Below are 23168 nucleotides of genomic sequence, written 5' to 3' on the forward strand. Positions count from 1 at the left end.
TGATGTTACTTTTTGCATTTTATTGGACGATATATTATTCATTGGTGTGTATGACAAATGAAAGAGGGACTTCCATGGAACACAATGAACATTCTGTTGACCAATTGTTGGTACTATTCTCGTATCTGATCGCTGTCGTCTCATCCTACAACGTATTGACATTGGCGGGAACTCTGAACAGGTCGAAGGGAGCAAATCGGGCCTGGCTTGTGTACGGAGCCATTGTTTTGGGGCTGGGGGTATGGTCCATGCATTTTGTCGGCACAATGGCCGGCTCTACTCACCTGACCGTTACCTATGATCTGACGCTGATTCTGGCTTCTGTTGTGGTCGGGATTGGAGCTTCGTTTGTCACCTTGTATCTGGTAGCACATGAATCATTGACCAGAACGCGATTATATCTAGGGGCGAGCATCATTGCGGCAGGAATTGCCTCTATGCACTACATGGGGATGGAGGCTATGGATGTTGACATCTATTACAACTGGGTTTATGTGGTCCTATCTGTGCTCGTTGCTTTTCTGGCGTCTGTTGCAGCTTTGTGGCTCTCCTTTTATTTTGTTAAACATCCAAAGTATACGAAGAGCTGGTATTATAAAAAGCTCGCCGGTGCGCTCGTCATGGGTGCTGCAATTTCCGGTATGCACTATATCGGCATGCTGGGGACTGAGTACGATATGAATCATATTCATATGGACCAGTCAGGGGTTCAGCTCGATCAAATATGGCTTGGTTATCTCATTGCCGGCGGAGCTATGCTTACTCTAGGTCTCTCTATGATTGGATTGTATGTGTCACGCAGGTTCTCTCATCAGGAGATGGAGAGGCGAGAGCAGGAACGATGGTATAAGTCCCTTTATGATAACAATCAGGATGGGGTAATCTCGGTCAATTTGAATCATCACATCATCGGATTTAATCCTGCTGTCGAGCGAATCACGGGGGTAGCAGAAGAAGAACTGAAGAACCGGCATATTGAAGAGATTCTTCCGATATTTCACCCGGGTGAACAGGAGAGAGTCCGGGAAATGTATAAGAAATCTGTAGCAGGGGAGAAGCTCAGCTACGAATCGGTGATCTATAATCGGTCGGGAAGCCGTGTTGATCTTAACATGGTGCATGTACCCGTCATTATCGAGGGGAAGGTAACGGGACACTACATTATCGTTAGAGATGTTACCAATGAGAAGCAAGTGAGGGAGAGGAATCAATTTCTAGCGTTTCACGATGATCTGACCGGCTTGCCTAATCGAAGATTGATTAATAACGTGCTTGCAGATCTGATTGACAGAGAAAATAGTGAGTCACAGCCATTTGCGCTAATGGTGATGGATCTGGATCGATTTAAGATTATCAATGATTCGCTGGGTCATTTATATGGGGATCTTCTTTTGAAGGAGATAAGCAAGAGGATCGTTCATCATACCACGGATAAAAATGTGGTGATAGGACGTATCGGGGGAGACGAGTTCTCCATATTGCTGCTTGATTATACACATGAGTCAGATGCTGCTGAACTGGCTGAACGCTTAATGGCCGTAATCAGTGAGCCTTATGATATGAAGGGAAACAACTATTATGTCTCGACCAGCATTGGAATCGCAGTATATTCAGTCCATGGCAGGGACGCAATCCAGCTGATGAAGAATGCCGATACGGCGATGTACGAGGTGAAGAAGAACGGGAAGAACGGCTACCGCTTCTTCTCCTGCGAGCTGAACGCCCAGGTCGAACAGCGGGTAGAGCTGGAAGCCGACCTGCGTAGAGCGTTGGAGCGGGGTGAATTTTTACTCCACTACCAGCCTCAGATCCGGGCAGATGATGAGTCCATTATCGGGGTCGAAGCCCTCGTAAGGTGGAATCATCCGACGAAGGGGATATTGCCTCCTGGACTGTTCGTCCCTGTGGCAGAGGATACCGGATTAATCATGGAGCTGGAGTCGAGGGTATTATACGAAGCATGCCGCCAAATGCAGTCTTGGCATGAATCAGGGGCGCCTCTGATCTCAGTAGCCGTCAACCTGTCATCACATCAGTTCTATCATTCGAGCCTGACACAGCAAATTAAGGATGTTATTGAGCAGACGGGGCTTGAGGCCAAGTACTTGGAGCTCGAAATTACGGAAAGTCTGATGATGAATCCGGAGGTGTCCAGCGGCGTACTCAAGGAGCTGGCCAATCTGGGTATTAGAATAAGTCTGGATGATTTTGGAACCGGCTACAGCTCGCTGAGCTACTTAAAAAAACTGCCCATTAACAAGCTCAAGATCGACCGTACCTTTATTCAGGATATCGCTCACAATGATAATGATAAAGCGATTGTTGCCAGCATCATTGATATGGCGCATCATTTGAATTTGAATGTCATTGCCGAAGGGATTGAAACGAAGGATCAGCTGGAGATTCTCAGCCAGCATAATTGCAGAGAGGTTCAAGGCTATTACTTCAGCCGTCCTCTGCCTGCAAGTGAGCTGGAAAGAGTGTATCTTCATCCGTGATCATTTACTTCGGATTCCTCACTCCGAATGTAAGCAGTGGAATATTACGTATGAATTCAACATAGGCCGCACCAAACCAGTTAAGCGGTTTGATGGGTGCAATTCGAAATACAGCGATAACGGCACCGATCAGAAAGCTGCCGATCAGCGCCATGAGACTGATCTTCAGCGTATTCAGAAAGCCTGCCGAGAAATCATCCCAGTATCGCCATAGCACACTTATATCAATTTCTGGCATCGGATTCACTCCTTCTTAGTTGCAAATAAAGAAGGGCGGCCGAGCCGCCCTTACGAAAGGATGAGTATACGGGTTACTCCGCGCTTGGCGGACTTGTTCCCAGCCATTTTTCATAGAGCTCATCATATTCTCCGCTGTCTTTCATCTCTTGAAGCATTTCATTGACGGTATCGACCATTTGTTGATCGCCTTTGCGAATGGCCATGCCGTAAGGCTCGTCAGTGAAGATGTCTCCAACCATTTCGTAGTTCGGATCGTCCTGCATCATACCCAGAAGAATGGAGTTGTCTGTGGTCAGCACATCGCCTTTGTTCGCTTTCAGCGCAGTGAAGGCTTCTTGGTAGTTCTCGAATTCGAGTACTTTGGCATCCGGTGCTTTTTCCTTAATGTTCGTAACAGAGGTTGAGCCTTTAACGGCAAGTACTGTCGTATCTGCATTGAGGCTATCAATCCCTGTGATCGGACTGCCCTTGGCTACAAGCAGAGACTGACCTGCATTAAAATAAACATCGCTGAAGTCGACTTCCTTCTTACGATCCTCAGTAATAGTCATCGTCGCGATGATAATGTCGATCTCGCCGTTCTGAAGAAGCGGTGTCCGGGTCTTGGAGGTGACCTCCTTCAGCTCTACTTTGGTCTCATCGCCGAGAATCTTCTTGGCGAGCGCCTTGGCCATATCGATATCGAAGCCTTCGACATTACCGGATATAGGATCCTTCAGTCCAAACAGCCGGGTGTCGTATTTAACACCTGCAATGACCTTGCCGCGTTCCTTGATCGCTGCGATGGTATCTATGTTCTCTGATGCTTCCTGGCCGCCTGATGTTCCTGAGGAGCCTGTGGCTGGCGATGCTTCATCATTGCCGCAGCCGGCGAGTACAATAACAAACATAAGCATGAATAAGAGCGAGAGCTTGGAACCTTTAAATCTTTTCTTCGTTTTCATAAATAAAAACACCCCTTTTTTTATCATTTATGAATTAATGATGGATTAAACGGCTGAGAAATTGGCGTGCGCGTTCTTCTCTAGGGTTAGAGAAGAATTGTTCTGCGGCAGCATCCTCCACGATCTGTCCCTCGTCCATAAAAATAACCCGGTCGGCTACTTCGCGGGCAAAGCCCATCTCATGTGTGACGATCACCATCGTCATCCCCGAGTTTGCCAAAGTTCGCATGACATCAAGAACTTCGCCGATCATCTCGGGATCGAGTGCCGAGGTGGGTTCGTCAAACAGCATGATTTTGGGATCCATGGCGAGTCCTCTTGCGATGGCTACACGCTGCTGCTGTCCGCCGGAGAGCTGGCTGGGATAACTATTTGCCTTCTCTGCGATGCCGACACGGGATAAATATTTCATCGCGGTCTCAGCTGCAGCGGCCTTGGACTCCTTCTTCACCTTGATGGGAGCCAGTGTAATATTCTCGATAACCTTCTTGTGGGGGTATAGATTGAAATGCTGGAATACCATGCTGATGTCTTTGCGGAATTTGTTAATGTCGATCTTGCGCTGATGCAGAGGAACGCCGCTGACATGCAGCTCTCCGCCGGATATCGTCTCCAGACGATTGATGCAGCGCAGCAAGGTGCTTTTGCCTGAACCGGAAGGGCCGATGATCACGACGACTTCGCCTTCCTTAATCTGGAGGTCGATGTTCTTGAGTACGTGAAAGCTGCCGTAATGTTTGTTAACATTTTTAAACTCAATCAATGGGAGATCACCGCCCTTTTCTATTTCTACTCATCCATCTAAGGAATATAAAGGAAATATGAATATAATGATACAATAAGACCAAAGAGTAGAGCAATCTATTTGTCATGAAACATTACATAAGTAGCAATTGATCTAGTACTTTTGTTGTATGAATGTGAGTTGCTTGTTAGGAATAATGAAATTGAGGTGCTGACATTGTCTATAAAATGGGTCTTAAAACATAAATAAGCAATATTTTCAAAAATATGATCTTTTTTGCAAGGAATATGATAGAGAAGCTGCGAATATATCACGGGAGAGCAATGGAATCTTGAACTTCATTATATAAGTACAAAGGAGATTTGATGCCTGTGAAGGAACTGAACGTGCATGAGATCGATGGAACGGAAACTTCTCTGTATCATGTTAAACTTCCGGATATCCCGCAGCGTGAATTTCGAATTGTGGACTTTGGTGCCCTTGGCAATGGGCTATACGATAATACAGATCATATTAACTCAGCGCTGGCGGCCTGTGCGCAAGCAGGCGGGGGCAGAGTCATTATCCCTGCCGGTATATGGCTGACAGGACCGATCCTGCTTCAGAGCCGAACAGAGCTGCATTTAGAGCGGGGGGCCCTCGTTCGGTTTAGCAGAGAATATACGGATTATCCACTCATCCTATCAAGCTATGAAGGGCGTGAGGTGATCCGCTCAAGATCTCCGCTGGACGGTGAGAATCTCACAGATGTGGCTATAACCGGGGAAGGTATATTCGATGGCAGCGGTGATGCATGGAGACCTGTGAAGCAGAACAAGCTCACCGCTTCAGCCTGGGAAGCACTCGTAGCCTCTGGCGGCGTCGTTAATGAGCGTGAAGGAGGGAACTCCATTTGGTGGCCGTCCGAACGGGCGATGAACGGGGCGTCCTTCACTGAAGCACTGCATACGTCCGGTGTGCGGGATAAGGCAGCTTATGAGCCGGCTCATGAATTTCTTCGTCCTAATCTACTCAGTCTGCGCCGCTGTAAGCGAGTGCTCTTGGAAGGAGTCACCTTTCAGAATTCCCCGGCGTGGAACTTGCATCCATGGGCCTGTGAGCATGTTACGATTCGCCATGTGAATGTCAGGAATCCGTGGTACGCACAGAACGGGGATGGGCTCGATCTCGATTCAGTACGGCATGCGCTCGTTGAGTACTGCTCCTTCGATGTCGGAGATGATGCCATCTGTCTTAAATCAGGCAAAGACGCAGAGGGACGCGAGCTCGGCATCCCTACTGAATATGTAACCATTCGCCACTCTACGGTGTATCATGGGCACGGCGGCTTTGTCATTGGCAGTGAAATGTCCGGCGGCGTTCGGCATGTCCGAGTCTCCGATTGCATGTTTATGGGTACCGATATTGGCCTGCGCTTTAAGAGTGCGAGAGGCCGCGGCGGGATTGTAGAGGATATTGTCATTGAGCGGATCCGAATGCTGGATATAACGAAGGAGGCCATTTCCTTCTCACTCTTCTATGAGGGGAAGGAAGGCTCGGGCCGAGGAGATGAGAAGATCTATGCTGTGGGCGAGGGGACGCCGATTTTTCGTAATATATCCATTCGTGAGGTGGTATGCAGTGGAGCCCAAACTGCACTGTACATGAATGGTCTCCCTGAAATGCCTGTGGAAGATCTAAGTGTGGACAATTATCACGTACAAGCAGTAAATGGATTCGTATGTTCTCAGGCCAAGCATCTGAAGCTGACACATATTACAGCAAAGGTAGATCAAGGCTCTCTTGTCAGCTTGCATCAATGCCGTGGTGTAGAGCTGTCCGAGCTCGAAGGACTCGGAGCCGACGGACGGCTGCTCGTGGTAACAGGATCGGATAGCACTGGTATTGTCTACGGGGTCGCAAGCGAGCAGGAAGGGTGCCAAATATTAGCAGGACCGGGTGTGCGAAGCGGCTCGCTGATACGGAGAAGATGAAGCGGCAGTTAGCGATTAGGGTTCATTTCTATATTTCAAACCACGTTCCTATGTTAAACTTCTGTTCATATGATGTTTAATTGAAGGACAGGAGGGTTCAACATGAACGATAAGGATGAGCTGACTCGATTTGGCGTAGCATTCCCGACGCCGCTGATCGAACAGTTTGACAAATATATACTGGAACAGGGCTATAAGAATCGTTCCGAAGCCATTCGTGATCTGGCTAGAAGAACGATGCTTGAGCCTTCAAGACTGCATTCGGACGAGCAGGTGGCCGGTGTGATTGTGATGGTCTATGACCATCATGCCAGTGAGCTGCCGAGTAAGCTTATGGAATTGCAGCATCATTATCACCAAGACATTATTTCAAATATGCACGTTCATCTCAATCATCATCAGTGTCTAGAAGTCATTGCTGTTCGCGGATCTGTCAGCAGCCTTCGCTCATTGCATCAACAGATCCAGGTTCAGAAGGGTGTACACTATGCTGAGCTGTCTGTGACGTTTAATGATGATGAGAAAGAGAAAGCCCATTCACATATTTAAGTGGCTATCCCTCTTTACAGACTATATATAGGGGTATACAATAGAGGTTACCACTATCTATTGTATTATATTGGTATTTTTAAGCTGCGATATAGAAATGGGAGGGAATATTAGATGAACCGCTATCTATTCGAATATGAACTACAATCCACTGGCTTCCGCGGTGAATTCAGCTGGGTAGAGGAGTCTGAAGAGAAGGCAAAAGAAGCTGTCCGTGAGCGGATCGCTGATCTTGAATTTACAGACCTGGAGGATGTCGTCGTGGGTAAACTACTCAAAACGATGGACGCATCCAATCGTTATTTTGAATGTGAGAACTGTGCTTCTTAAGTTATAGCTGCAGTCTATATATCAGCAGAGGATCTTCAAATTTGCCTAATGGTGAATGAGGGTCCTCTTTTTTATGCTCTTTTTTATTCGCTTTATGATTTCTCTCCGTGTTGATTTTTTTCTGGCATGATTGACTTATGTCAACTTTCATTACGCCTCCAGTGGTTTTAATCCAAAATATGGTTGATGGCTCTCCGAATATCGTGCTACAATTAGTAAAATTTGTAGCACGATATCTGAATATAGACAAAATACGGGGGAGAACGGTCCAATGAAGCTTCGGTTATTGAAATCCATGTTAGTTATGTCAACATCATTTTCAATCATTCTTGCAGGCTGTACCCAGGGGGATAAGAATGCAGTAACCCAAGGACAGATGACAGCACTTGATGTGAAGGACGAGCTGATTCTGGCCATCGGTACAGAGACGGAGGCAGGATATGACCCGACAACAGGCTGGGGGCAATATGGTTCTCCACTGTTTCAGAGTACATTACTTAAACGGGATGCGGACCTCAATGTGGTGAATGATCTGGCAACGGATTATACAGTAAGCGAGGATGGCAAGACCTGGACGGTTAAGCTGAGGGAGGACGTCCAGTTCTCGGACGGTGAGGCGCTGACAGCGGAGGATGTGGTCTTTACCTTCGAGACTGCTGCGAAGAGCGCGTCCATCATTGATCTAACCAACATGGAGAAAGTAGAGGCGGCTGATGCTGCCACGGTAGTGTTCACATTAGTAGAAGCGCAGTCAACGTTCATATCGCTTTTGACTACACTCGGCATTGTGCCGGAGCATGCTTATGATGAGAGCTACGCAGAGCAGCCGATCGGCTCAGGCCCGTATAAGCTGGTGCAGTGGGACAAGGGTCAGCAGGTCATCGTGGAGCGGAATCCGGAGTACTATGGGGAACAGCCATATTTCAATCGCTTGACCTTCTTGTTCCTGGAAGAGGACGCGGCCTATGCTGCGGCGCAGGCAGGTACGGTGGATGTAGCGGCGATTCCTGCCGCTTTTACCAGACAAGAGGTTCCGGGCATGAAGCTTGAAGCCGTGAAAACCGTAGACAATCGCGGAATTGTATTTCCGTACAATCCGGCAGGAGGGACAACCTCAGAAGGGATAATGACCGGCAATGATGTAACCGCTGATGCAGCGATCCGAAAGGCTGTGAATGTGGCGATTGACCGAGAGGCGCTGGTAGAAGGTGTGCTTGAGGGGTATGGTCGTCCAGCATACTCTGTAGCGGATGATCTGCCGTGGGGCAGTGAGGAAGCACAGTTTGAGGATGCGGATCCGGCAGAAGCAAAGCGGATTCTCGAAGCAGCAGGATGGCATGATACAGATAATGATGGAATTGTAGAGAAAGGCGCACTTGAAGCGAGCTTTAAACTGTATTATTTTGCCGGAGATATGACCAGACAGTCGATTGCCCTGACTGTAGCCGATATGGTGAAGTCAGCGGGTATTCAGATTGAGGTTGAAGGGAAGAGCCGGGAAGAAGTACAGAAGCTGATGTATGCGAATCCGGTGCTGTTCGGGTGGGGAAGCCATGATCCGCTTGAAACCTACAATCTATACTCCAGTACCAAAAATGGAGTGGGATATTACAACGCTGGACAGTACAGTAATCCTACGGTCGATGCGTGGATGGATAAAGCGATGAAGGCAACCGACGAAGAGGAAGCATGGGAGTATTGGCAGAAGGCACTATGGGATGGAACGACTGGCTTTGGCTTCCAAGGGGATGCGCCATGGGCATGGCTCGTTAATGTCGATCATATCTATCTCGTGCGTGAAGGACTGAATATCGGCGAGCAGCAGATCCATCCGCACGGTCATGGATGGCCGATTACCTCTAATATTGAAGAGTGGACCTGGGAAGGGTCGCAGTAATGCAGGGCAGTGGACAGCGCGTACCATTTAGCAGCTGGATGTTATATCTATTGAAAAAAGTGCTCCGGCTTGCATCACTGCTGGCCGCAGTCAGCTTCATTGCCTTTATGCTGATGGAGTATTCACCAGTGGATCCGGTGATGGCGTATGTAGGTGCAGATGCCATCAAGGTAAGTCCTGAGCAGCTGGAGCAGATCAGAGAGCGCTGGGGATTAGATGAGGAGCCGCTGGTTAGGTACGGCAAGTGGTTGTCATCCCTATTGCAAGGGGATTTTGGGACTTCCATGATCTATCGGGAGCCGGTTCTGGATTTGATTCAGGATTGTTTATGGCTTCTCTCGCACTGATGGGAACGGCTTGGATGATCTCGGGTGTGCTCGGATTTGCCCTCGGCTCGTTAGCCGCAATGAATAAGGGAAGCTGGCTGGATCATGTGGTCAAAGGGTATTGCTATGTGCTCGCTTCCACACCCGCCTTCTGGCTCGCCCTGCTGGCACTGATGGTATTTGGCGTTTGGCTCGGCTGGTTTCCCATCGGACTCGGTGTGCCTGCAGGAGTGCTCAGCAGTGAGGTGACCATCATAGAAAGACTGCGGCATATGATTCTCCCAGCACTGACACTAAGTGTAACGGGAGTAGCAAATATTGCGCTTCACACCCGTCAGAAGCTGATCGATGTGCTGGAGTCGGATTACGTGCTGTATGCACGTGCCAGGGGGGAGCAAGGCTTCACGCTGTTCCGGCGTCATGGACTTCGCAATATCCTGCTGCCTGCAATAACGCTTCAATTTGCGTCCTTTAGTGAACTGTTTGGCGGGGCCGTACTGGCGGAACAGGTATTCTCTTACCCCGGACTGGGACAAGCCACGGTTGAAGCAGGGCTTCGCGGCGACGTGCCTCTCCTGCTGGGACTGGTTCTGTGCAGCACACTGTTCGTCTTCACCGGCAATTTCATTGCCGACCTGTTATACCGCTGGATTGATCCACGGTTCGATACAAAGGAGGCGGTGTAAATGCAGCAGCTGGAACGATCCTCTGCCCCTGCCGGAGTCAGACGAACACGGAATACCCGAGGCAAAAATCTAATTCGAATTCTAGCAAGTGCCGGATTCTTGGCTGCGGTCCTGCTCTTGGGCTCATTCCTGCCAGAGCAGGCAGCCTATACGTCGCTAACGGAACGTAACCTCGCACCGGGTGCCGGGCATTTGTTCGGGACGGATTGGCTTGGGCGTGATATGTTTAACCGCACCTTGAAAGGGCTAGCTTACAGTATACAAGTTGGGCTCATGGCAGCAGCCTCTTCCAGTCTTATCGCCTTGCTGGTCGGCCTGCTTGCAGCTGTGGGCAGAAGAATGGATCAGGCTGTAGCCTGGTTTATTGATCTGTTTATGAGTGTTCCGCATTTGGTATCGCTCATTCTGATCGCCTTCGTCTTTGGCGGCGGAGCCAAAGGAGTCATTATCGCAATCGCATGCACACACTGGCCGCAGCTAGCCCGAGTGATCCGTGCTGACATGCTTCAGCTGAAGTCGGCTGATTATATACAGGTATCTCGGAGAATGGGGAAGTCACAGGGCTATGTTGCCCTGCATCATATGCTTCCGCATCTGATCCCGCAGCTGCTTGTCGGTCTGCTCCTCGTGTTTCCCCATGCGATATTGCATGAGGCGGCCATTACCTTTCTAGGTCTCGGTTTATCACCCCAGCAGCCTGCCATCGGCATTATCTTGTCAGAATCAATGCGATATTTATCGGCAGGAATGTGGTGGCTGGCCTTCTTCCCCGGACTGGCACTCGTGCTTACGGTGCTTGCTTTTGATACTCTGGGTCACGGAATTAGAAGCTATAGTGAACCGATCAGGCTTGAGCGATAAAGAGAGGGGTATAGAGTTGATATGACTTTGCTCAAAATAGACAACTTATCGGTCGCATTTGCGCGCGGCAAGGGATTATTCCAGGTAGAGGAGACCGAGGTCATCCATGGACTGAGTATGACCGCCAAAGCAGGCCGAATTACAGCAGTGATCGGCGCGAGCGGATCGGGAAAAAGCCTGCTGGCCCATGCGATTCTGGGCATTCTTCCGTCTAATGCGATTACTCGCGGAACGCTTTATTATAACGGTAAACCATTGAATATCGCTGCTCAGACAGCGCTTCGAGGCAGCCGTCTTGCGCTGGTACCACAGTCTGTACAATACCTCGACCCTCTGATGAAGGTAGGCCCCCAGATAAGCTACAGCTTTGAACGAAGTAATGAACGTAATGACCTGATCGAGATGAAAGGCACTACCACCTCCCGAAGACATACAAAGAAGAGGCTTATGCATGAGAGACTGAGTGAGATTCTAAGTAAATATGGCTTAGCCACCGATGTGACAGAGCGGTATCCATTTGAGCTGTCCGGCGGTATGGCGAGGCGAGTGCTGTTATCCATTGCAACGGCAGGCGAACCGGAGCTGATTGTTGCAGATGAGCCGACGCCTGGTATTCATGTGGAGGCACTGTCTGAGACGCTGAGACATTTTCGCTCCATTGCCGACCAAGGGGCAGGTATCCTATGGATAACCCACGATGTTGAATCCGCACTTCAAATTGCAGACGAGCTCGTTGTTTTTTACGCAGGAACCAATGTAGAGACTGCACGGCCGGAAGATTTCACAGGCAACGGAGAGCGGCTGAGGCATCCGTATTCGAAGGCGCTCTGGAACGCATTGCCGCATAATGGCTTTAAGATGCCTCCAAGACCTCAACTGACACTGGATAGAAGACTTCATTCAAGCGGGTGTAAGTATGCCAACCGATGTCCAATGGCAACCTGGCAATGTACAGAAGAGCTGCCACCCCTCCGGGTGCTGCGGGGCGGAGAGGTGAGATGCATTCATGCAACTTGAGGCGAAGAAGCTTGGTTTTCGGTACGGTCGTCGTCAGGATTGGTGTATGAGGGATATCCATCTGTCTATTTCCTCTGGCGAGATGGTGGGTCTTCGGGGACCGAGTGGTGCTGGGAAATCAACACTGGCCAGGCTGCTGGCAGGTTATTTACAGCCGCTTGAGGGTGAGGTGCTTCTGGATGGCGCGCCGCTGTCTTTATATACAGGTTATGCACCGGTTCAGCTGGTCTTACAGCATCCAGAATCCGCGGTTAATCCAAGATGGCACATGCATAAAGTGCTGCAGGAAGCGGGTGTGTATGATAGAGAGCTGCTGCACTCGCTAGGAATTGAAGAGGACTGGCTTGCACGAAGACCGGGTGAGCTGTCAGGCGGCGAGCTGCAGCGTTTTTGCGTAGCCCGTGCACTCGGAGTCGGCACGAAATTTCTCATTGCAGATGAAATGACCACCATGCTGGATGCTGTAACACAGGCTCAGATCTGGAATGTCGTTAAGAAGATGGCTGTAGAACGCGAATTGGGTATACTGGTCATTAGCCATGAGGGAAATCTGTTGTCTCAGCTGTGCAGCCGGATTATTGAATGGAAATGAAGTGATTTTGTGATCCTATTCGTTTGAGAGCATCCAGGTTTTCTAGTATGATACACTCTATAGTATCAAGGAAGCTGTTAGAAATTATTATATAAAAGGCAGGGTTAACGAATATGACAGAACGTAATTTATCACCATTGGTTGCTGCGCTCTCCATGGAGCCGCATCCGGAAGGTGGCTGGTACAAGGAGATCTGGAAGGCGGCATACCAAATTCCTCAATCCGTACTGCCAGGTGTATACTCCGGAGCGCGCCCAGCGGCTACCTCGATTTATTTCTTGCTGCACCCTGGTGAATTCTCAGATTGGCACGTCGTTCATTCCGATGAGCTGTGGATGTGGCACTCTGGCAGTCCACTCGAGCTTATCATCGGCGGCAGCGGTGAAGGGGATCCGAATCAGACAGAATCCTTCATTCTGGGCCCAGACGTTGTAGCAGGGCAGCATCCTCAGGCACTGGCGCCAGGCGGACAATGGCAGATGGCTCGGCCACTCGGAGATGAGCCGGTGCTAGTGTCCTGTGTAGTTGCACCAGGATTCCACTATGATGATTTCCGGCTGATCCAGCGTGGAGAGTAGTAACATGAGAGTAATAAGCTGGGCCTTAGCGGAATGGAGACGTACAGCTTTCATGCGGCGAGATCGATTCATATTAAGGCTCAGCATAAATACGGGGCGACCATAGGTCGGCCCGTTTTTTTGTTTATCCAGAGTTTGGAATAATACAATTGTGGTGATAAGATGAATATTATACATAGCTTTATCCATACGCATGATCTACACATGTATTCTATATAGATTAAGTAGTTGAAGGAGTCAACCCAAATGGTTAAACAGACGAAAAAAGCCGCAGCATGGTCGCTTGTTATTATGGGTGCTGGGTTCGCAGCATCGCTGCCCTTTCAAGATAGTACGGTTGGTAAGATGCTTGTCGGTTCCTTTGAAGCCGGACTCGTTGGCGGGCTTGCTGACTGGTTTGCAGTCACGGCCCTCTTTCGCCATCCACTGGGACTCAAAATACCACATACGGCGCTGCTCCCGAAGAACCGTAAGAAAATTACGGAGGCCCTCGTATCTGCAGTAGAGAACAATCTGCTGAACAAAGACAGCATTGCTGCCAAGATTGCCGAAATGCCGGTGTCACAAATGATCCTGGAGATGGCAGAGAAAGAGCTTCATACGACGACAACACATGAGGCGATTGATAAGCTTGCCAAACGTATCGTTTCATCATTACCGCTGGAGAAGATCGCACCACTTGTTGCCGAAGAGCTTAAGCGTCAGGTGGAACGTATAGAGATGGAGCCGCTGCTGTCGAAGGCAGAGCAGTATATTACGAGTAAGGGATACGACCGTATGGCTCTGGACTACGGACTTGATCAGGCAGAGGCGTGGCTCGTTAAACCGGATACCCAATATACACTCGGCGAAATAGGGATGAGGGCGCTGAACTCCCTGCAGGTTAACGGTCTGATGCAGTTTGCTCTGAATGCACTCATGGGATATTTGAATGAGGAACGGCTGGGAGGTATTCTTCAGCGCTTCCTGTATGATCAGGTACAGGATTTGAAGTATGAAGGTCACCCTCGCAGACACAGTGCATTAAATGCTATTCGCGTACAGGTCCAGCGTTTAGCGCACAGCAAGAAGGTTGCAAGCGGTCTTGAAGAGTGGAAGAATTCCGTGCTTCAGAACTGGGACGCAGAATCAGCTGTGTTGAGCAAGCTGGTGGAATTCCGAGAACAGATGCTGGGTTATATGGAAGATGGAAGCTACGTAGAGAAGCAGCTTATTCCGGTCATTTCATCCCTTGTTGCTGAGGTGAAAGAGGATGCTGAGCTTCTGGAACGCATCAACCAGAAGATTGTAGTCAGCGTAACGACCTTGCTGGAGCGTAATCATTCCAAGATCGGCCAGCTCGTACGTGAGAATATCGATAAGATGGATAACAAAACCCTAATTGCCATGATGGAGGATAAGCTCGGTGAGGATCTGCAGTGGATTCGGATTAACGGTGCGGTGACCGGTTTCATGATCGGGATTGTTCTGACTGCATTGCAGCTGGCACTGGCCTAATCGATTTTGGCGCTATATAAGTTAAACAGCTGTTTCCTGCATTCAGGAGACAGCTGTTTTTAATAGGGTGTACAAGATCAACACATTCGCGAGTTAAAGAATGGGTCTTGTATGAACTTTGTATATTTTAATTCTGAAAATCACGCTCGATCCAGCCCTGCTCCAGGGCATACCTCGTGAGCTGGACACGATTCTCCAGCTGGAGCTTCTGTAAAATATTTTTGAGATGATTCTTCACCGTCTGATCCGAAATCCCGAGTCGGTCGGCGATCTCCCGATTGGTCCTGCCAGAGGCAACCCAGTTCAGAATTTCCCGTTCTCGGGTGGTCAGCGGTGTGCTGCCATCGTCTCTCTTCTTGGTCTTCGGAAACTCCTGCAATATGCGGTAGGCCAGCTCCGGGTTAACCGGGGCTTCGTCACTGACAACAGCCTTTAGATATTCCAGCCAGGTTGAGGAGGACAAGTTCTTGAACAGGTATCCTTGCGCTCCTTGTTTGAGTGCTTCGAACAGATGTGTCACATCATCGGAGACCGTTACCATCACGATGATCACATACGGGTAGCGCTGCTTGATTGCCCGTGTTGTCTCCAGTCCGTCCATTCCTGGCATGCGGATATCCATGAGGATGAGGTCCGGCATCCATTCCTCGGTCAACACCAGTGCTTCTTCACCGCTTGATGCGGTAGCTACAATATCAAACAGCGGCTCCTCCGATAATATCGACTCCATGGCAGCTCTGGCATGGGCTGAATCGTCGACAATAAGTACGCGTGTCTTGTTCATGAAGCGTCCTCTCCTTTGATAATCTGCATGCAGGTTCCGTGGCCCTCCATGTTGCTGAAGTGAAATCTCCAGCCCATTTCCTCCGCACGACCTCTCGTTATTCGAAGCCCGTATCGGCCCTTGCGCTGCTCCGGATCGCCAGTATAGCCAATTCCGTCATCTGTAATGGACACCTTCCAATGCTCCTTATTTCCTGTTCCTGTTATCGAGATTGTGCTGGCATTGGCATGCTTGCGAATGTTTAGAATAGCTTCCCGAATACAGGCAATGAGCTCGACATGTTCTTTGGTCGTGAGCGCTTCATCCGAGAGCTTCCATTGAATACGGGAAACATATCTGCCGTCTGCAACCATATCCTCGATCTGTCTGAGCAGCTGCTGAGGTGAATCGGCATGGTTCTCTTCGCTGTGAGGAACTCTCAGCTGGGCAATCGCTTGTCTGGCATAGTGATGCACTTCGTGTACGGTTTTTCTAACATCCTGCAGTTCGCCTTCGTTAGGAGTGCCTGTCAGTTTACGTTCGGCTTTATCAAGCTGAACAGACAGCAGGAACAAAGACTGGGCTATGCCATCATGCAATTCTCGTGCCAGATGCTCCCTGGCTTCCAGCGCAGATTTTGCTGCCTTCTCTTGTTCCAGCTCGGCCTGTGATTTCTCCATAATCGTAAACAATTTATTCAATAAAGTAACGCTGATGAAATATATAATAACCGGTGTCAGCCAGTTCCCTGCCTCCATGGAGAGATAGGGCATAAGAAACTGGTGACGAATATATTCCCACAAACCAACGGTGATGGTAGGGATGAACAAGATCATCCATTTCATTTGTTTATAGCTCATCGCCAGACTTCAGTCTCCTTCTAGGCAAGTTATGAAGATGTGTAATTTATTCTATTATAAACTCTTCACCTAAGATGCCCAAGCATTCAAGAGGAATTGTATGGCTGTAGAAGAAGGTGTACGTTAAATACCGACTAAGCACTTCTGAGCTGATATTATCGCAGAGAATCCGTCTTCCTTAACCTGAGGTCAATTCGATATACTTGTATAGAGACAGAGAAATGGATTGAAGGAGAGTGTAGTAAAAGCATGAGTCAAGCCGTATTGGAACGTCGAAGTGAAATTCTGAAGAAGAATATCGAGCGGATGCTGATTAGAGAGAATCAACGGGGCATTACGAGACAGCAAAGTATGTTTTTACAGCAAATGATTAAAGAGCTTCATCAAACCTCTCATGAACTGGATGTAAAGAAATCATAATTTAATTTAGGAACTTGTTGTTCTAACATGTAAAAAACCTATGCAATGACTACGGCTATTCGTAGGAACGCATAGGTTTTTTGATGTCAGAATTTATGGATAATCCTAATATAGTAGAGCTGGGCTGGCTGTCAATTGGATAAGACAGTCGTACTGCCCATTTCTACGTACTCCGATCTTGGCATCTGTGTTCGAATGTAAGAGATGAACAGCTCCACCAGCTTCGGATCAAACTGTGTTCCTGAACAGTCACGCAGCTCAACAATGGCTTCCTCGAACGTTTTTGTCTTCTGATACGGTCTTTCCGAAGTCATAGCATCGAAGGAATCAATCACGGTCAGCATCCGGCACAGCTTCGGAATCTCCTTGCCTTTCAGTCCGTGAGGATAACCTTTGCCATCATAACGCTCATGATGGAGCTCGATATAGGGAATCAGGTCCTTGAACCGATGATCCGTCATGGCAATTTTTTTGCCCCAAGTGACATGCTGTTTGACAGTTTCCCATTCTTCAGAGGTCAGCTTGCCTTTCTTGTTGAGCACCCCCCAAGGGATTTCGAGCTTTCCGATGTCATGAATTAAGGCTCCGAGTATAAAATTACGTCTTTCATCCTTCTCCAGACCAAGCTGGCTGCTCATATCAAGTGCATATTTATATACCCGCTTCGAATGCTTGAATGTGTCAATGTCCTTGTATATAAACAGATTAAGCTGCTGCTCGATATAATGAATTTCCTGATCCAGATCAATGTCCGCCTCCATCTCGACATTACATCCGTAGGTATGCACGGTGTTCTTGCCTTGTTTCTTCGCATAGTAGAGTGCTTTATCCGCATAATCGACCAGCTGGGATTTGTCATACAGTTCAATTTCGTATTCGGCAATACCGGCAGAGAAGGATAAGCATTTATGAGGAAAAACTTCTACACCATCAAAAGGAGTATCGTTTAATTTTTTTCGAATTCGATCGACGAATGAGCGTGCTTCTTCTATGGCATATCCAGGCATCAGCAGTGTGAATTCTTCCCCTCCATATCTTGATGCTATGATCGGAGTGTCTTTGGTTTCCTCCTTGAGCAGAGAGCCTAAAAAGCTGATAAGAGTATCGCCCTTGAGGTGTCCGAAGCTGTCATTGTATTTCTTGAAATCATCGATATCAATCATCGCTAAAGTGAGCGGCGTCTCGTTCTTGCGTGCTTCGTCGATGCTTGTCTCCAGTGAGCTCTCAAAATAACTGTGGTTGTACAGTCCGGTTCGTTGATCCAAATTCGAACGATTCAGAATCTGATGATACATATTAAACAATTGTCGAAACGCGTGAGACAGCAATATAGCCAAGCCTAGAAACAGGATGAGGCCTAATACCCCATTATGCACAATCAGCACGGTAAGGACGAGAGACAGAATAAGCATGCATAAATACACGAGCATGGTCTCTTTGACGAAGCCTTTGAGGGTGTTGTACAGATCCTTCCTGTATAGAAGGTAATAGTACATGAACATTCCGATTGTATTAACTGAAAAATATACCGCAAGCGAAATCATATACACGGGGAGATTCTGATCATCGACACTTCCGCGTGTTCCGCCCAGAGATTCGTATACCGTATCCGATAAAGATATCATTAATGAATACAGAGTGAAATTCGTTAGCTGTTTCCACCATGGGACATTTCGTTTGTAGATCAGATAACATAGAAAAGAAAAAAGCAACACGCTTAATGCCATTTCGCCCCCATATATGAAAATACATGCAAGGTATATGGAAGAGTCAAATGACATCACATTTCCTTCAGGAGGTAAGCGAAAGGTAAGACTATTGAGTATCAGTGTGGCACCCAGCATGATGTATAAGGTGACCCATTCTTCCGGTGAGTAACTGAAGAAGGCTCCGCCATTATATTGACTGAAGGTGATCATACCTGCTAAGCACAGAACAGCGATATACCACTGACTAATATCTACTTTTTTTATTTTTGATAGAAAGGTTGTCATGAAATCTAATTTCTCCTATTAAATTCATCGTATGTTTATATAATTTATCATGACATTAAACGACTGTGTGAAATAATTTCATAACTTATTAAACGAAGAATCTAAAATGATATACTCTCGACTAGAGCGGCTTGGGCTTATGATGAAATAGATTCGTGTATAAAGAAAAAAACAGGCTATGTGGCCTGTTTTGAAAAAAAGAATAAAGCTGATAAGTCCTAGCCGAAAGCAAATCCAGAAGTCAATGCCACAACGACAGAAGCAACAATTACCCCGTTCATGATGATGCGGGCGATGTTAGATTTTTTCATAGTATGTATCCTCCTTCGTCTTAATTTGATGTATTTAAACTTGGTGCGAGATCTTGATCTTCAGCATCCTTCTTCGGCGGTACCATAATACTCTGGATGTACAGGAATATACCCAGGTTCATGACCACGTCCCCGATACTAATGACTTGGGTTCGAGGGTAAGGACTCGAGAGCGGGATAATATCTCCCAGAAAAGATAAGCGGGTGGAGGCATCAAGCATGTAATGCTTGTACACAGCGTCACCGCTGGTCAGAAGCTCTGTATAGTAAGGCCCGAGAACTTGGGCTGCTTCTAAAGAGACAGGCATACGGCCGCCGTTGACAGCCATAACGATAAAGTTCAGGAATACGCCGATCAGAATGATCAGAAACCCCTTATTCTGACGGTTAACCCACAAGAAGAACATCCCCACAATATAGAGGAACATAAAGAAATAACCTGAAACGGGTGCAAGCCAATCTGCGTTGCCTTGAAAACGGAAAATGATAAACTGAATAAGCAGCAATATCGGGAAAATTAATCCGCCTCGTAGCTTGATCTGTCCAAACTGCATGAGACCGTGCTTAAAGCCGCCTCTGAAAAGTCCTACGATAAGTCCTAGAATTATACCGTCATAGACCATGTATCAATCTCCGTTTGTTTGAAATTTTTATCGTAGCATTATTATTCGACTTCAAAATGGTAAATCCTTCATGGATTTTAAAAATTTTTGATATTTTTTGATTAATTTGTCTGATACCCATTTTCTTGTCTGATTCCTTCTAATTAATAGTATTTTTGCTTCAAATAATTATAAAAAGGTACATAGACCTACAAAGTTTTCAGGAAATTCTCTGAAGAAATGTGTATTGACATACCCTATGGGGGTATAATATATTGAGTGTAGGAATGGAAGGAGGTCATGTGAATGGATGATAAGAAGATAGCTGTTGAAGGTGAGAACAGAGTGCATTGCCATGATTCCCATCCAGGCCATCAAGAGGAAGGAGTACGGCACAGCCATCACTCTGATGAAATGAAGAATATTCTGACAACCCGGCTTAACCGGATTGAAGGTCAAATTCGCGGTATAAAGGGCATGATTGAGAGAGATACCTATTGTGATGATGTGCTCACGCAAATTGCTGCTGTTCAATCTGCGCTTAACGGTGTCGGCAAGCTTCTGTTGGAGGGGCATATGAAGAGCTGTGTCATTGATCGAATCCAGGCGGGTGAGCATGAAGTGATTGACGAGCTGCTGGTGACGGTTAAGAAGCTTATGAAGTAGTATTGCTGCAACTCCGATGGTAATGAAAGTCCGGATGTATATATAAATCACAACTAAATGGGAGGAATTAATATGAGTAACGTAACGTTGAATGTACAGGGTATGTCTTGTAACCATTGTGTGAAGTCTGTTGAAGGAGCACTCGAAAGCGTCGGAGCTAAGGGTACCGTGGATTTGGCCTCCGGTACAGTTAAGGTAGAATATGATGAACAAAAGGTAACAGTAGATCAAGTGAAGCATGCGATTGAAGATCAAGGCTATGACGTGGTTTAAAGTATTTGAGAATGGATTATATTAAGTGAACAATGAGCGAAGAGCAGTCCGTTCTGGTCTGCTTTTTTCAGATCAATTATATACCCCCAAGGGGTATTAGGGGATGATTTATATGAATTCGCCTTCCGAAAGCAGTGAGAAGCATACAAAGTTAAATATTACAGGAATGACCTGTGCTGCCTGCTCTACCCGCATTGAGAAAGGACTATCGCGCATGGAGGGTGTACACAGTGCGAATGTGAATCTCGCTATAGAGCAAGCTACGGTGAGTTATGATCCGGCCGTCGTTCAAGTCAGTGATCTTAGAAGCAAGGTCGAAGCGCTCGGGTATGGAACGGTAGTGGAACGGATAGATCTGGACATTACAGGGATGACCTGCGCGGCATGTGCGACACGGATTGAAAAAGGGCTTAGCCGAATACCTGGCGTGACGAGTGCGAGTGTTAATCTTGCTTTGGAAACCGCCCACGTTGAATATGATGGGAGTGAGGCTGCTCCCCAGGATTTGGTCCGTAAGGTGGAACAGCTTGGCTATGGCGCGCTGCTGCAGAATTCGAAGGAAGACATCACGGCAATCAGACAGAAGGAAATGGTACGCAAGAAATGGAAATGGATCATATCTGCTATATTATCGATACCCTTATTGTGGGCTATGGTAGGCCATTTCTCGTTTACTTCATGGATTTATGTGCCTGAGCTGTTCATGAACCCTTGGTTTCAGCTTCTACTGGCAACACCGGTTCAGTTCATTATCGGTTTTCAGTTCTATAAAGGTGCCTATGCTGCTCTTCGCAGCAAGAGTGCGAACATGGATGTGCTCGTTGCCCTCGGTACCTCGGCGGCCTACTTCTACAGCTTGTATCTGACGATCAGCTGGACAATGGAAGGAGGGCACCACGGGGCCGAGCTGTATTACGAGACCAGTGCAATTCTGATTACCCTGGTGCTGGTGGGTAAATGGTTCGAAAGTGTAGCGAAAGGCCGCTCTTCCCAGGCCATCCGCAGTCTGATGGAGCTGGCACCGCAGTCAGCAATGGTCATACGTGACGGACAGGAGATAAGTATTCCGGCTGCAGATGTTGTTGTATCCGACCTGCTTATTGTGAAGCCTGGTGAGAAGTTTCCTGTAGATGGCATTGTTGAGAGAGGGAGCTCCTCTGTAGATGAATCCATGCTGAGCGGCGAGAGTCTGCCTGTAGATAAACAAGTGGGAGACAACGTAACGGGTGCGACGATTAATAAAAATGGCGTGCTTACAGTTAGAGCAACCCGAGTTGGCTCGGATACGGCACTTGCCCAGATTATTAAGGTGGTTGAAGAAGCACAGGGGTCCAAGGCACCGATTCAGCGAATCGCTGATGTCATCTCTGGAATCTTTGTTCCTATCGTTGTAGGGATTGCGATGGTGACCTTTGTGGTGTGGTTCTTCTTCGTGGAGCAGGGCCAATTCGCAGCGGCTCTGGAAAAAGCAATCGCTGTACTCGTTATTGCTTGCCCTTGTGCTCTCGGCTTAGCGACTCCGACCTCTATTATGGCAGGTTCGGGCCGGGCCGCCGAGTATGGCATTCTGTTTAAAGGCGGAGAGCACCTGGAGCGTGCTCAGGAGATCGCGACAGTTGTACTGGATAAGACCGGGACGGTGACAGAAGGAAAACCGAAGCTGACCGATGTAATCATTGCAGAGGGCCGCTCTGAAGAGGAGCTGCTGTCCCTTGTTGGAGCAGCAGAAGCAGCATCGGAGCACCCTTTGGCAGGTGCAATCGTTACAGGGATCGGGGAGCGAGGTATCGCTGTTCCGGAGGCTGAACAGTTTGAGAATGTGCCGGGCTACGGGATCAAGGCTATGGTACAAGGACATGAGCTGCTGATCGGTACACGGAGATTGCTTGCTGCACGCAAGGTGGATAGCTCGGCTGCTGAGAAAGGGATGGAGGAGCTTGAAGCTACTGGCAAGACGGCTATGCTCATCGCCGTAGATGGCGTCTATGCCGGAACCATTGCGGTAGCGGACACGATCAAGAACACATCCCGTGCTGCTGTTGAGCGGCTGAAGGCAATGGGGATCCAGGTTATCATGATGACCGGGGATAACCGGCGTACCGCTGAGGCGGTTGCTGCTGAGGCAGGGATCGACCATGTACTTGCCGAGGTGCTGCCGGAAGGAAAGGCGGAGGAGGTCAAGAAGCTTCAAGCCTCTGGCCAAAAAGTAGCGATGGCAGGTGATGGCATCAACGATGCACCGGCCTTGGCGACAGCAGATACCGGTATGGCCATGGGTACGGGTACGGATGTTGCCATGGAGGCAGCAGATGTCACGCTTATGCGCGGCGACCTGAACAGCATACCCGATGCAATTCTAATGAGCCGCAGAACGATGAGGAACATTAAGCAGAATCTATTCTGGGCACTGGGGTACAATGTCATTGGCATTCCGATTGCTGCAGCCGGATTTCTGGCTCCGTGGCTGGCAGGAGCGGCGATGGCGCTAAGCTCAATCTCTGTTGTGCTCAATGCCTTAAGACTTCAGCGGATTAAGCTGTAGAATC

At 48.1% G+C, this 23168-nt stretch carries 20 protein-coding genes and 2 pseudogenes; 15 read left to right on the forward strand and 7 right to left on the reverse strand.

Going from position 1 to position 23168, the window contains the following annotated elements:
- The first annotated feature begins 74 nt into the window (after window positions 1-74).
- The gene (locus TCA2_RS09390; RefSeq protein WP_047911348.1) at window positions 75-2498 is read left to right on the forward strand and encodes a bifunctional diguanylate cyclase/phosphodiesterase; all 2424 of its coding nucleotides are present in this window, start codon (window positions 75-77) and stop codon (window positions 2496-2498) included.
- Between the two features lie 31 nt (window positions 2499-2529).
- On the opposite strand, the pseudogene TCA2_RS09395 reads toward TCA2_RS09390, so the two are convergent.
- From TCA2_RS09395 to TCA2_RS09405, 3 genes and pseudogenes are all read right to left on the reverse strand, one after another.
- A pseudogene (locus TCA2_RS09395) lies at window positions 2530-2736 on the reverse strand (ABC transporter permease subunit); the annotation flags it as partial.
- Between the two features lie 73 nt (window positions 2737-2809).
- Entirely contained in the window at window positions 2810-3682 is an 873-nt protein-coding gene (locus tag TCA2_RS09400; RefSeq protein ID WP_047911350.1) for a glutamate ABC transporter substrate-binding protein, read from the reverse strand.
- Between the two features lie 34 nt (window positions 3683-3716).
- On the reverse strand, window positions 3717-4445 hold the full coding sequence (locus TCA2_RS09405) for an amino acid ABC transporter ATP-binding protein (RefSeq protein ID WP_047911351.1): 729 nt from the start codon (window positions 4443-4445) through the stop codon (window positions 3717-3719).
- 353 nt (window positions 4446-4798) lie between these two features.
- Here TCA2_RS09405 and TCA2_RS09410 point away from each other — a divergent pair, with 353 nt between their 5' ends.
- From TCA2_RS09410 to TCA2_RS09455, 10 genes and pseudogenes are all read left to right on the forward strand, one after another.
- Complete coding sequence (locus TCA2_RS09410; protein WP_238546332.1) at window positions 4799-6400, forward strand: glycoside hydrolase family 28 protein; 1602 nt, start codon at window positions 4799-4801, stop codon at window positions 6398-6400.
- Window positions 6401-6502: 102 nt separating this feature from the next.
- Entirely contained in the window at window positions 6503-6949 is a 447-nt protein-coding gene (gene nikR / locus TCA2_RS09415) for a nickel-responsive transcriptional regulator NikR (protein WP_047911353.1), read from the forward strand.
- A 114-nt stretch (window positions 6950-7063) separates the two neighbouring features.
- A complete protein-coding gene (locus TCA2_RS09420; RefSeq protein ID WP_047911354.1) occupies window positions 7064-7279 on the forward strand; it encodes a hypothetical protein in 216 nt (71 codons plus the stop codon).
- Window positions 7280-7550: 271 nt separating this feature from the next.
- The gene (locus TCA2_RS09425) at window positions 7551-9176 is read left to right on the forward strand and encodes an ABC transporter substrate-binding protein (protein ID WP_047911355.1); all 1626 of its coding nucleotides are present in this window, start codon (window positions 7551-7553) and stop codon (window positions 9174-9176) included.
- Window positions 9177-9214: 38 nt separating this feature from the next.
- Window positions 9215-10188, forward strand: a pseudogene (locus TCA2_RS09430) (ABC transporter permease).
- Window positions 10189-11049, forward strand: a complete 861-nt coding sequence (locus tag TCA2_RS09435; RefSeq protein WP_047911356.1) for an ABC transporter permease — start codon at window positions 10189-10191, stop codon at window positions 11047-11049.
- Between the two features lie 21 nt (window positions 11050-11070).
- The gene (locus tag TCA2_RS09440) at window positions 11071-12066 is read left to right on the forward strand and encodes an ABC transporter ATP-binding protein (protein WP_047911357.1); all 996 of its coding nucleotides are present in this window, start codon (window positions 11071-11073) and stop codon (window positions 12064-12066) included.
- The gene (locus TCA2_RS09445; RefSeq protein WP_047911358.1) at window positions 12056-12658 is read left to right on the forward strand and encodes an ABC transporter ATP-binding protein; all 603 of its coding nucleotides are present in this window, start codon (window positions 12056-12058) and stop codon (window positions 12656-12658) included. The genes TCA2_RS09440 and TCA2_RS09445 overlap by 11 nt, the downstream gene beginning before the upstream one ends.
- 113 nt (window positions 12659-12771) lie before the next feature.
- The gene (locus TCA2_RS09450) at window positions 12772-13236 is read left to right on the forward strand and encodes a cupin domain-containing protein (RefSeq protein WP_047911359.1); all 465 of its coding nucleotides are present in this window, start codon (window positions 12772-12774) and stop codon (window positions 13234-13236) included.
- Between the two features lie 246 nt (window positions 13237-13482).
- The gene (locus TCA2_RS09455) at window positions 13483-14733 is read left to right on the forward strand and encodes a DUF445 domain-containing protein (RefSeq protein WP_047911360.1); all 1251 of its coding nucleotides are present in this window, start codon (window positions 13483-13485) and stop codon (window positions 14731-14733) included.
- Window positions 14734-14860: 127 nt separating this feature from the next.
- Here the strand turns inward: TCA2_RS09455 and TCA2_RS09460 are convergent, their stop codons facing one another.
- Window positions 14861-15517, reverse strand: coding sequence for a response regulator transcription factor (locus TCA2_RS09460; protein ID WP_047911361.1), 657 nt, complete (start codon window positions 15515-15517; stop codon window positions 14861-14863).
- Window positions 15514-16356 (reverse strand): sensor histidine kinase, encoded by an 843-nt coding sequence (locus tag TCA2_RS09465; RefSeq protein ID WP_047911362.1) that lies wholly within the window; start codon window positions 16354-16356, stop codon window positions 15514-15516. Before TCA2_RS09465 ends, TCA2_RS09460 begins: the two co-directional genes overlap by 4 nt.
- Before the next feature lie 249 nt (window positions 16357-16605).
- Between TCA2_RS09465 and TCA2_RS27160 the strand changes: the two genes are divergently transcribed.
- Window positions 16606-16776: a hypothetical protein gene (locus TCA2_RS27160; RefSeq protein WP_170862498.1), complete on the forward strand. Its 171-nt coding sequence runs from the start codon at window positions 16606-16608 to the stop codon at window positions 16774-16776.
- A 131-nt stretch (window positions 16777-16907) separates the two neighbouring features.
- Here the strand turns inward: TCA2_RS27160 and TCA2_RS09470 are convergent, their stop codons facing one another.
- A complete protein-coding gene (locus TCA2_RS09470) occupies window positions 16908-18770 on the reverse strand; it encodes a diguanylate cyclase (RefSeq protein ID WP_047911363.1) in 1863 nt (620 codons plus the stop codon).
- 331 nt (window positions 18771-19101) lie between these two features.
- Window positions 19102-19704, reverse strand: coding sequence for a DUF5317 domain-containing protein (locus TCA2_RS09475; protein WP_047911364.1), 603 nt, complete (start codon window positions 19702-19704; stop codon window positions 19102-19104).
- 285 nt (window positions 19705-19989) lie between these two features.
- Here TCA2_RS09475 and TCA2_RS09480 point away from each other — a divergent pair, with 285 nt between their 5' ends.
- The 3 genes from TCA2_RS09480 (at window position 19990) to TCA2_RS09490 (ending at window position 23164) form a co-directional block, all read left to right on the forward strand.
- On the forward strand, window positions 19990-20349 hold the full coding sequence (locus tag TCA2_RS09480; RefSeq protein ID WP_047911365.1) for a metal-sensitive transcriptional regulator: 360 nt from the start codon (window positions 19990-19992) through the stop codon (window positions 20347-20349).
- A gap of 72 nt (window positions 20350-20421) precedes the next feature.
- Entirely contained in the window at window positions 20422-20622 is a 201-nt protein-coding gene (locus TCA2_RS09485; RefSeq protein WP_047911366.1) for a copper ion binding protein, read from the forward strand.
- A gap of 112 nt (window positions 20623-20734) precedes the next feature.
- A complete protein-coding gene (locus tag TCA2_RS09490; RefSeq protein WP_047911632.1) occupies window positions 20735-23164 on the forward strand; it encodes a heavy metal translocating P-type ATPase in 2430 nt (809 codons plus the stop codon).
- The last annotated feature ends 4 nt before the right edge of the window (window positions 23165-23168 follow it).

This window comes from Paenibacillus sp. TCA20, assembly GCF_000732325.1.
GTDB classification, from domain to species: Bacteria; Bacillota; Bacilli; order Paenibacillales; family Paenibacillaceae; genus Paenibacillus; species Paenibacillus urinalis.

What these genes read in the sequence shown, in the direction of transcription:
- TCA2_RS09475 (WP_047911364.1), bottom strand. Translation starts at nt 19,704, where the DNA reads ATGGTCTATGACGGTATAATTCTAGGACTTATCGTAGGACTTTTCAGA.
- TCA2_RS09390 (WP_047911348.1), top strand. Translation starts at nt 75, where the DNA reads ATGGAACACAATGAACATTCTGTTGACCAATTGTTGGTACTATTCTCG.
- TCA2_RS09425 (WP_047911355.1), top strand. Translation starts at nt 7,551, where the DNA reads ATGAAGCTTCGGTTATTGAAATCCATGTTAGTTATGTCAACATCATTT.
- TCA2_RS09465 (WP_047911362.1), bottom strand. Translation starts at nt 16,356, where the DNA reads ATGAGCTATAAACAAATGAAATGGATGATCTTGTTCATCCCTACCATC.
- TCA2_RS09435 (WP_047911356.1), top strand. Translation starts at nt 10,189, where the DNA reads ATGCAGCAGCTGGAACGATCCTCTGCCCCTGCCGGAGTCAGACGAACA.
- TCA2_RS09480 (WP_047911365.1), top strand. Translation starts at nt 19,990, where the DNA reads ATGGATGATAAGAAGATAGCTGTTGAAGGTGAGAACAGAGTGCATTGC.
- TCA2_RS09420 (WP_047911354.1), top strand. Translation starts at nt 7,064, where the DNA reads ATGAACCGCTATCTATTCGAATATGAACTACAATCCACTGGCTTCCGC.
- TCA2_RS09470 (WP_047911363.1), bottom strand. Translation starts at nt 18,770, where the DNA reads ATGACAACCTTTCTATCAAAAATAAAAAAAGTAGATATTAGTCAGTGG.
- TCA2_RS09440 (WP_047911357.1), top strand. Translation starts at nt 11,071, where the DNA reads ATGACTTTGCTCAAAATAGACAACTTATCGGTCGCATTTGCGCGCGGC.
- TCA2_RS09455 (WP_047911360.1), top strand. Translation starts at nt 13,483, where the DNA reads ATGGTTAAACAGACGAAAAAAGCCGCAGCATGGTCGCTTGTTATTATG.
- TCA2_RS09490 (WP_047911632.1), top strand. Translation starts at nt 20,735, where the DNA reads ATGAATTCGCCTTCCGAAAGCAGTGAGAAGCATACAAAGTTAAATATT.
- TCA2_RS09485 (WP_047911366.1), top strand. Translation starts at nt 20,422, where the DNA reads ATGAGTAACGTAACGTTGAATGTACAGGGTATGTCTTGTAACCATTGT.
- TCA2_RS09460 (WP_047911361.1), bottom strand. Translation starts at nt 15,517, where the DNA reads ATGAACAAGACACGCGTACTTATTGTCGACGATTCAGCCCATGCCAGA.
- TCA2_RS09445 (WP_047911358.1), top strand. Translation starts at nt 12,056, where the DNA reads ATGCAACTTGAGGCGAAGAAGCTTGGTTTTCGGTACGGTCGTCGTCAG.
- nikR (WP_047911353.1), top strand. Translation starts at nt 6,503, where the DNA reads ATGAACGATAAGGATGAGCTGACTCGATTTGGCGTAGCATTCCCGACG.
- TCA2_RS09400 (WP_047911350.1), bottom strand. Translation starts at nt 3,682, where the DNA reads ATGAAAACGAAGAAAAGATTTAAAGGTTCCAAGCTCTCGCTCTTATTC.
- TCA2_RS09450 (WP_047911359.1), top strand. Translation starts at nt 12,772, where the DNA reads ATGACAGAACGTAATTTATCACCATTGGTTGCTGCGCTCTCCATGGAG.
- TCA2_RS27160 (WP_170862498.1), top strand. Translation starts at nt 16,606, where the DNA reads ATGAGTCAAGCCGTATTGGAACGTCGAAGTGAAATTCTGAAGAAGAAT.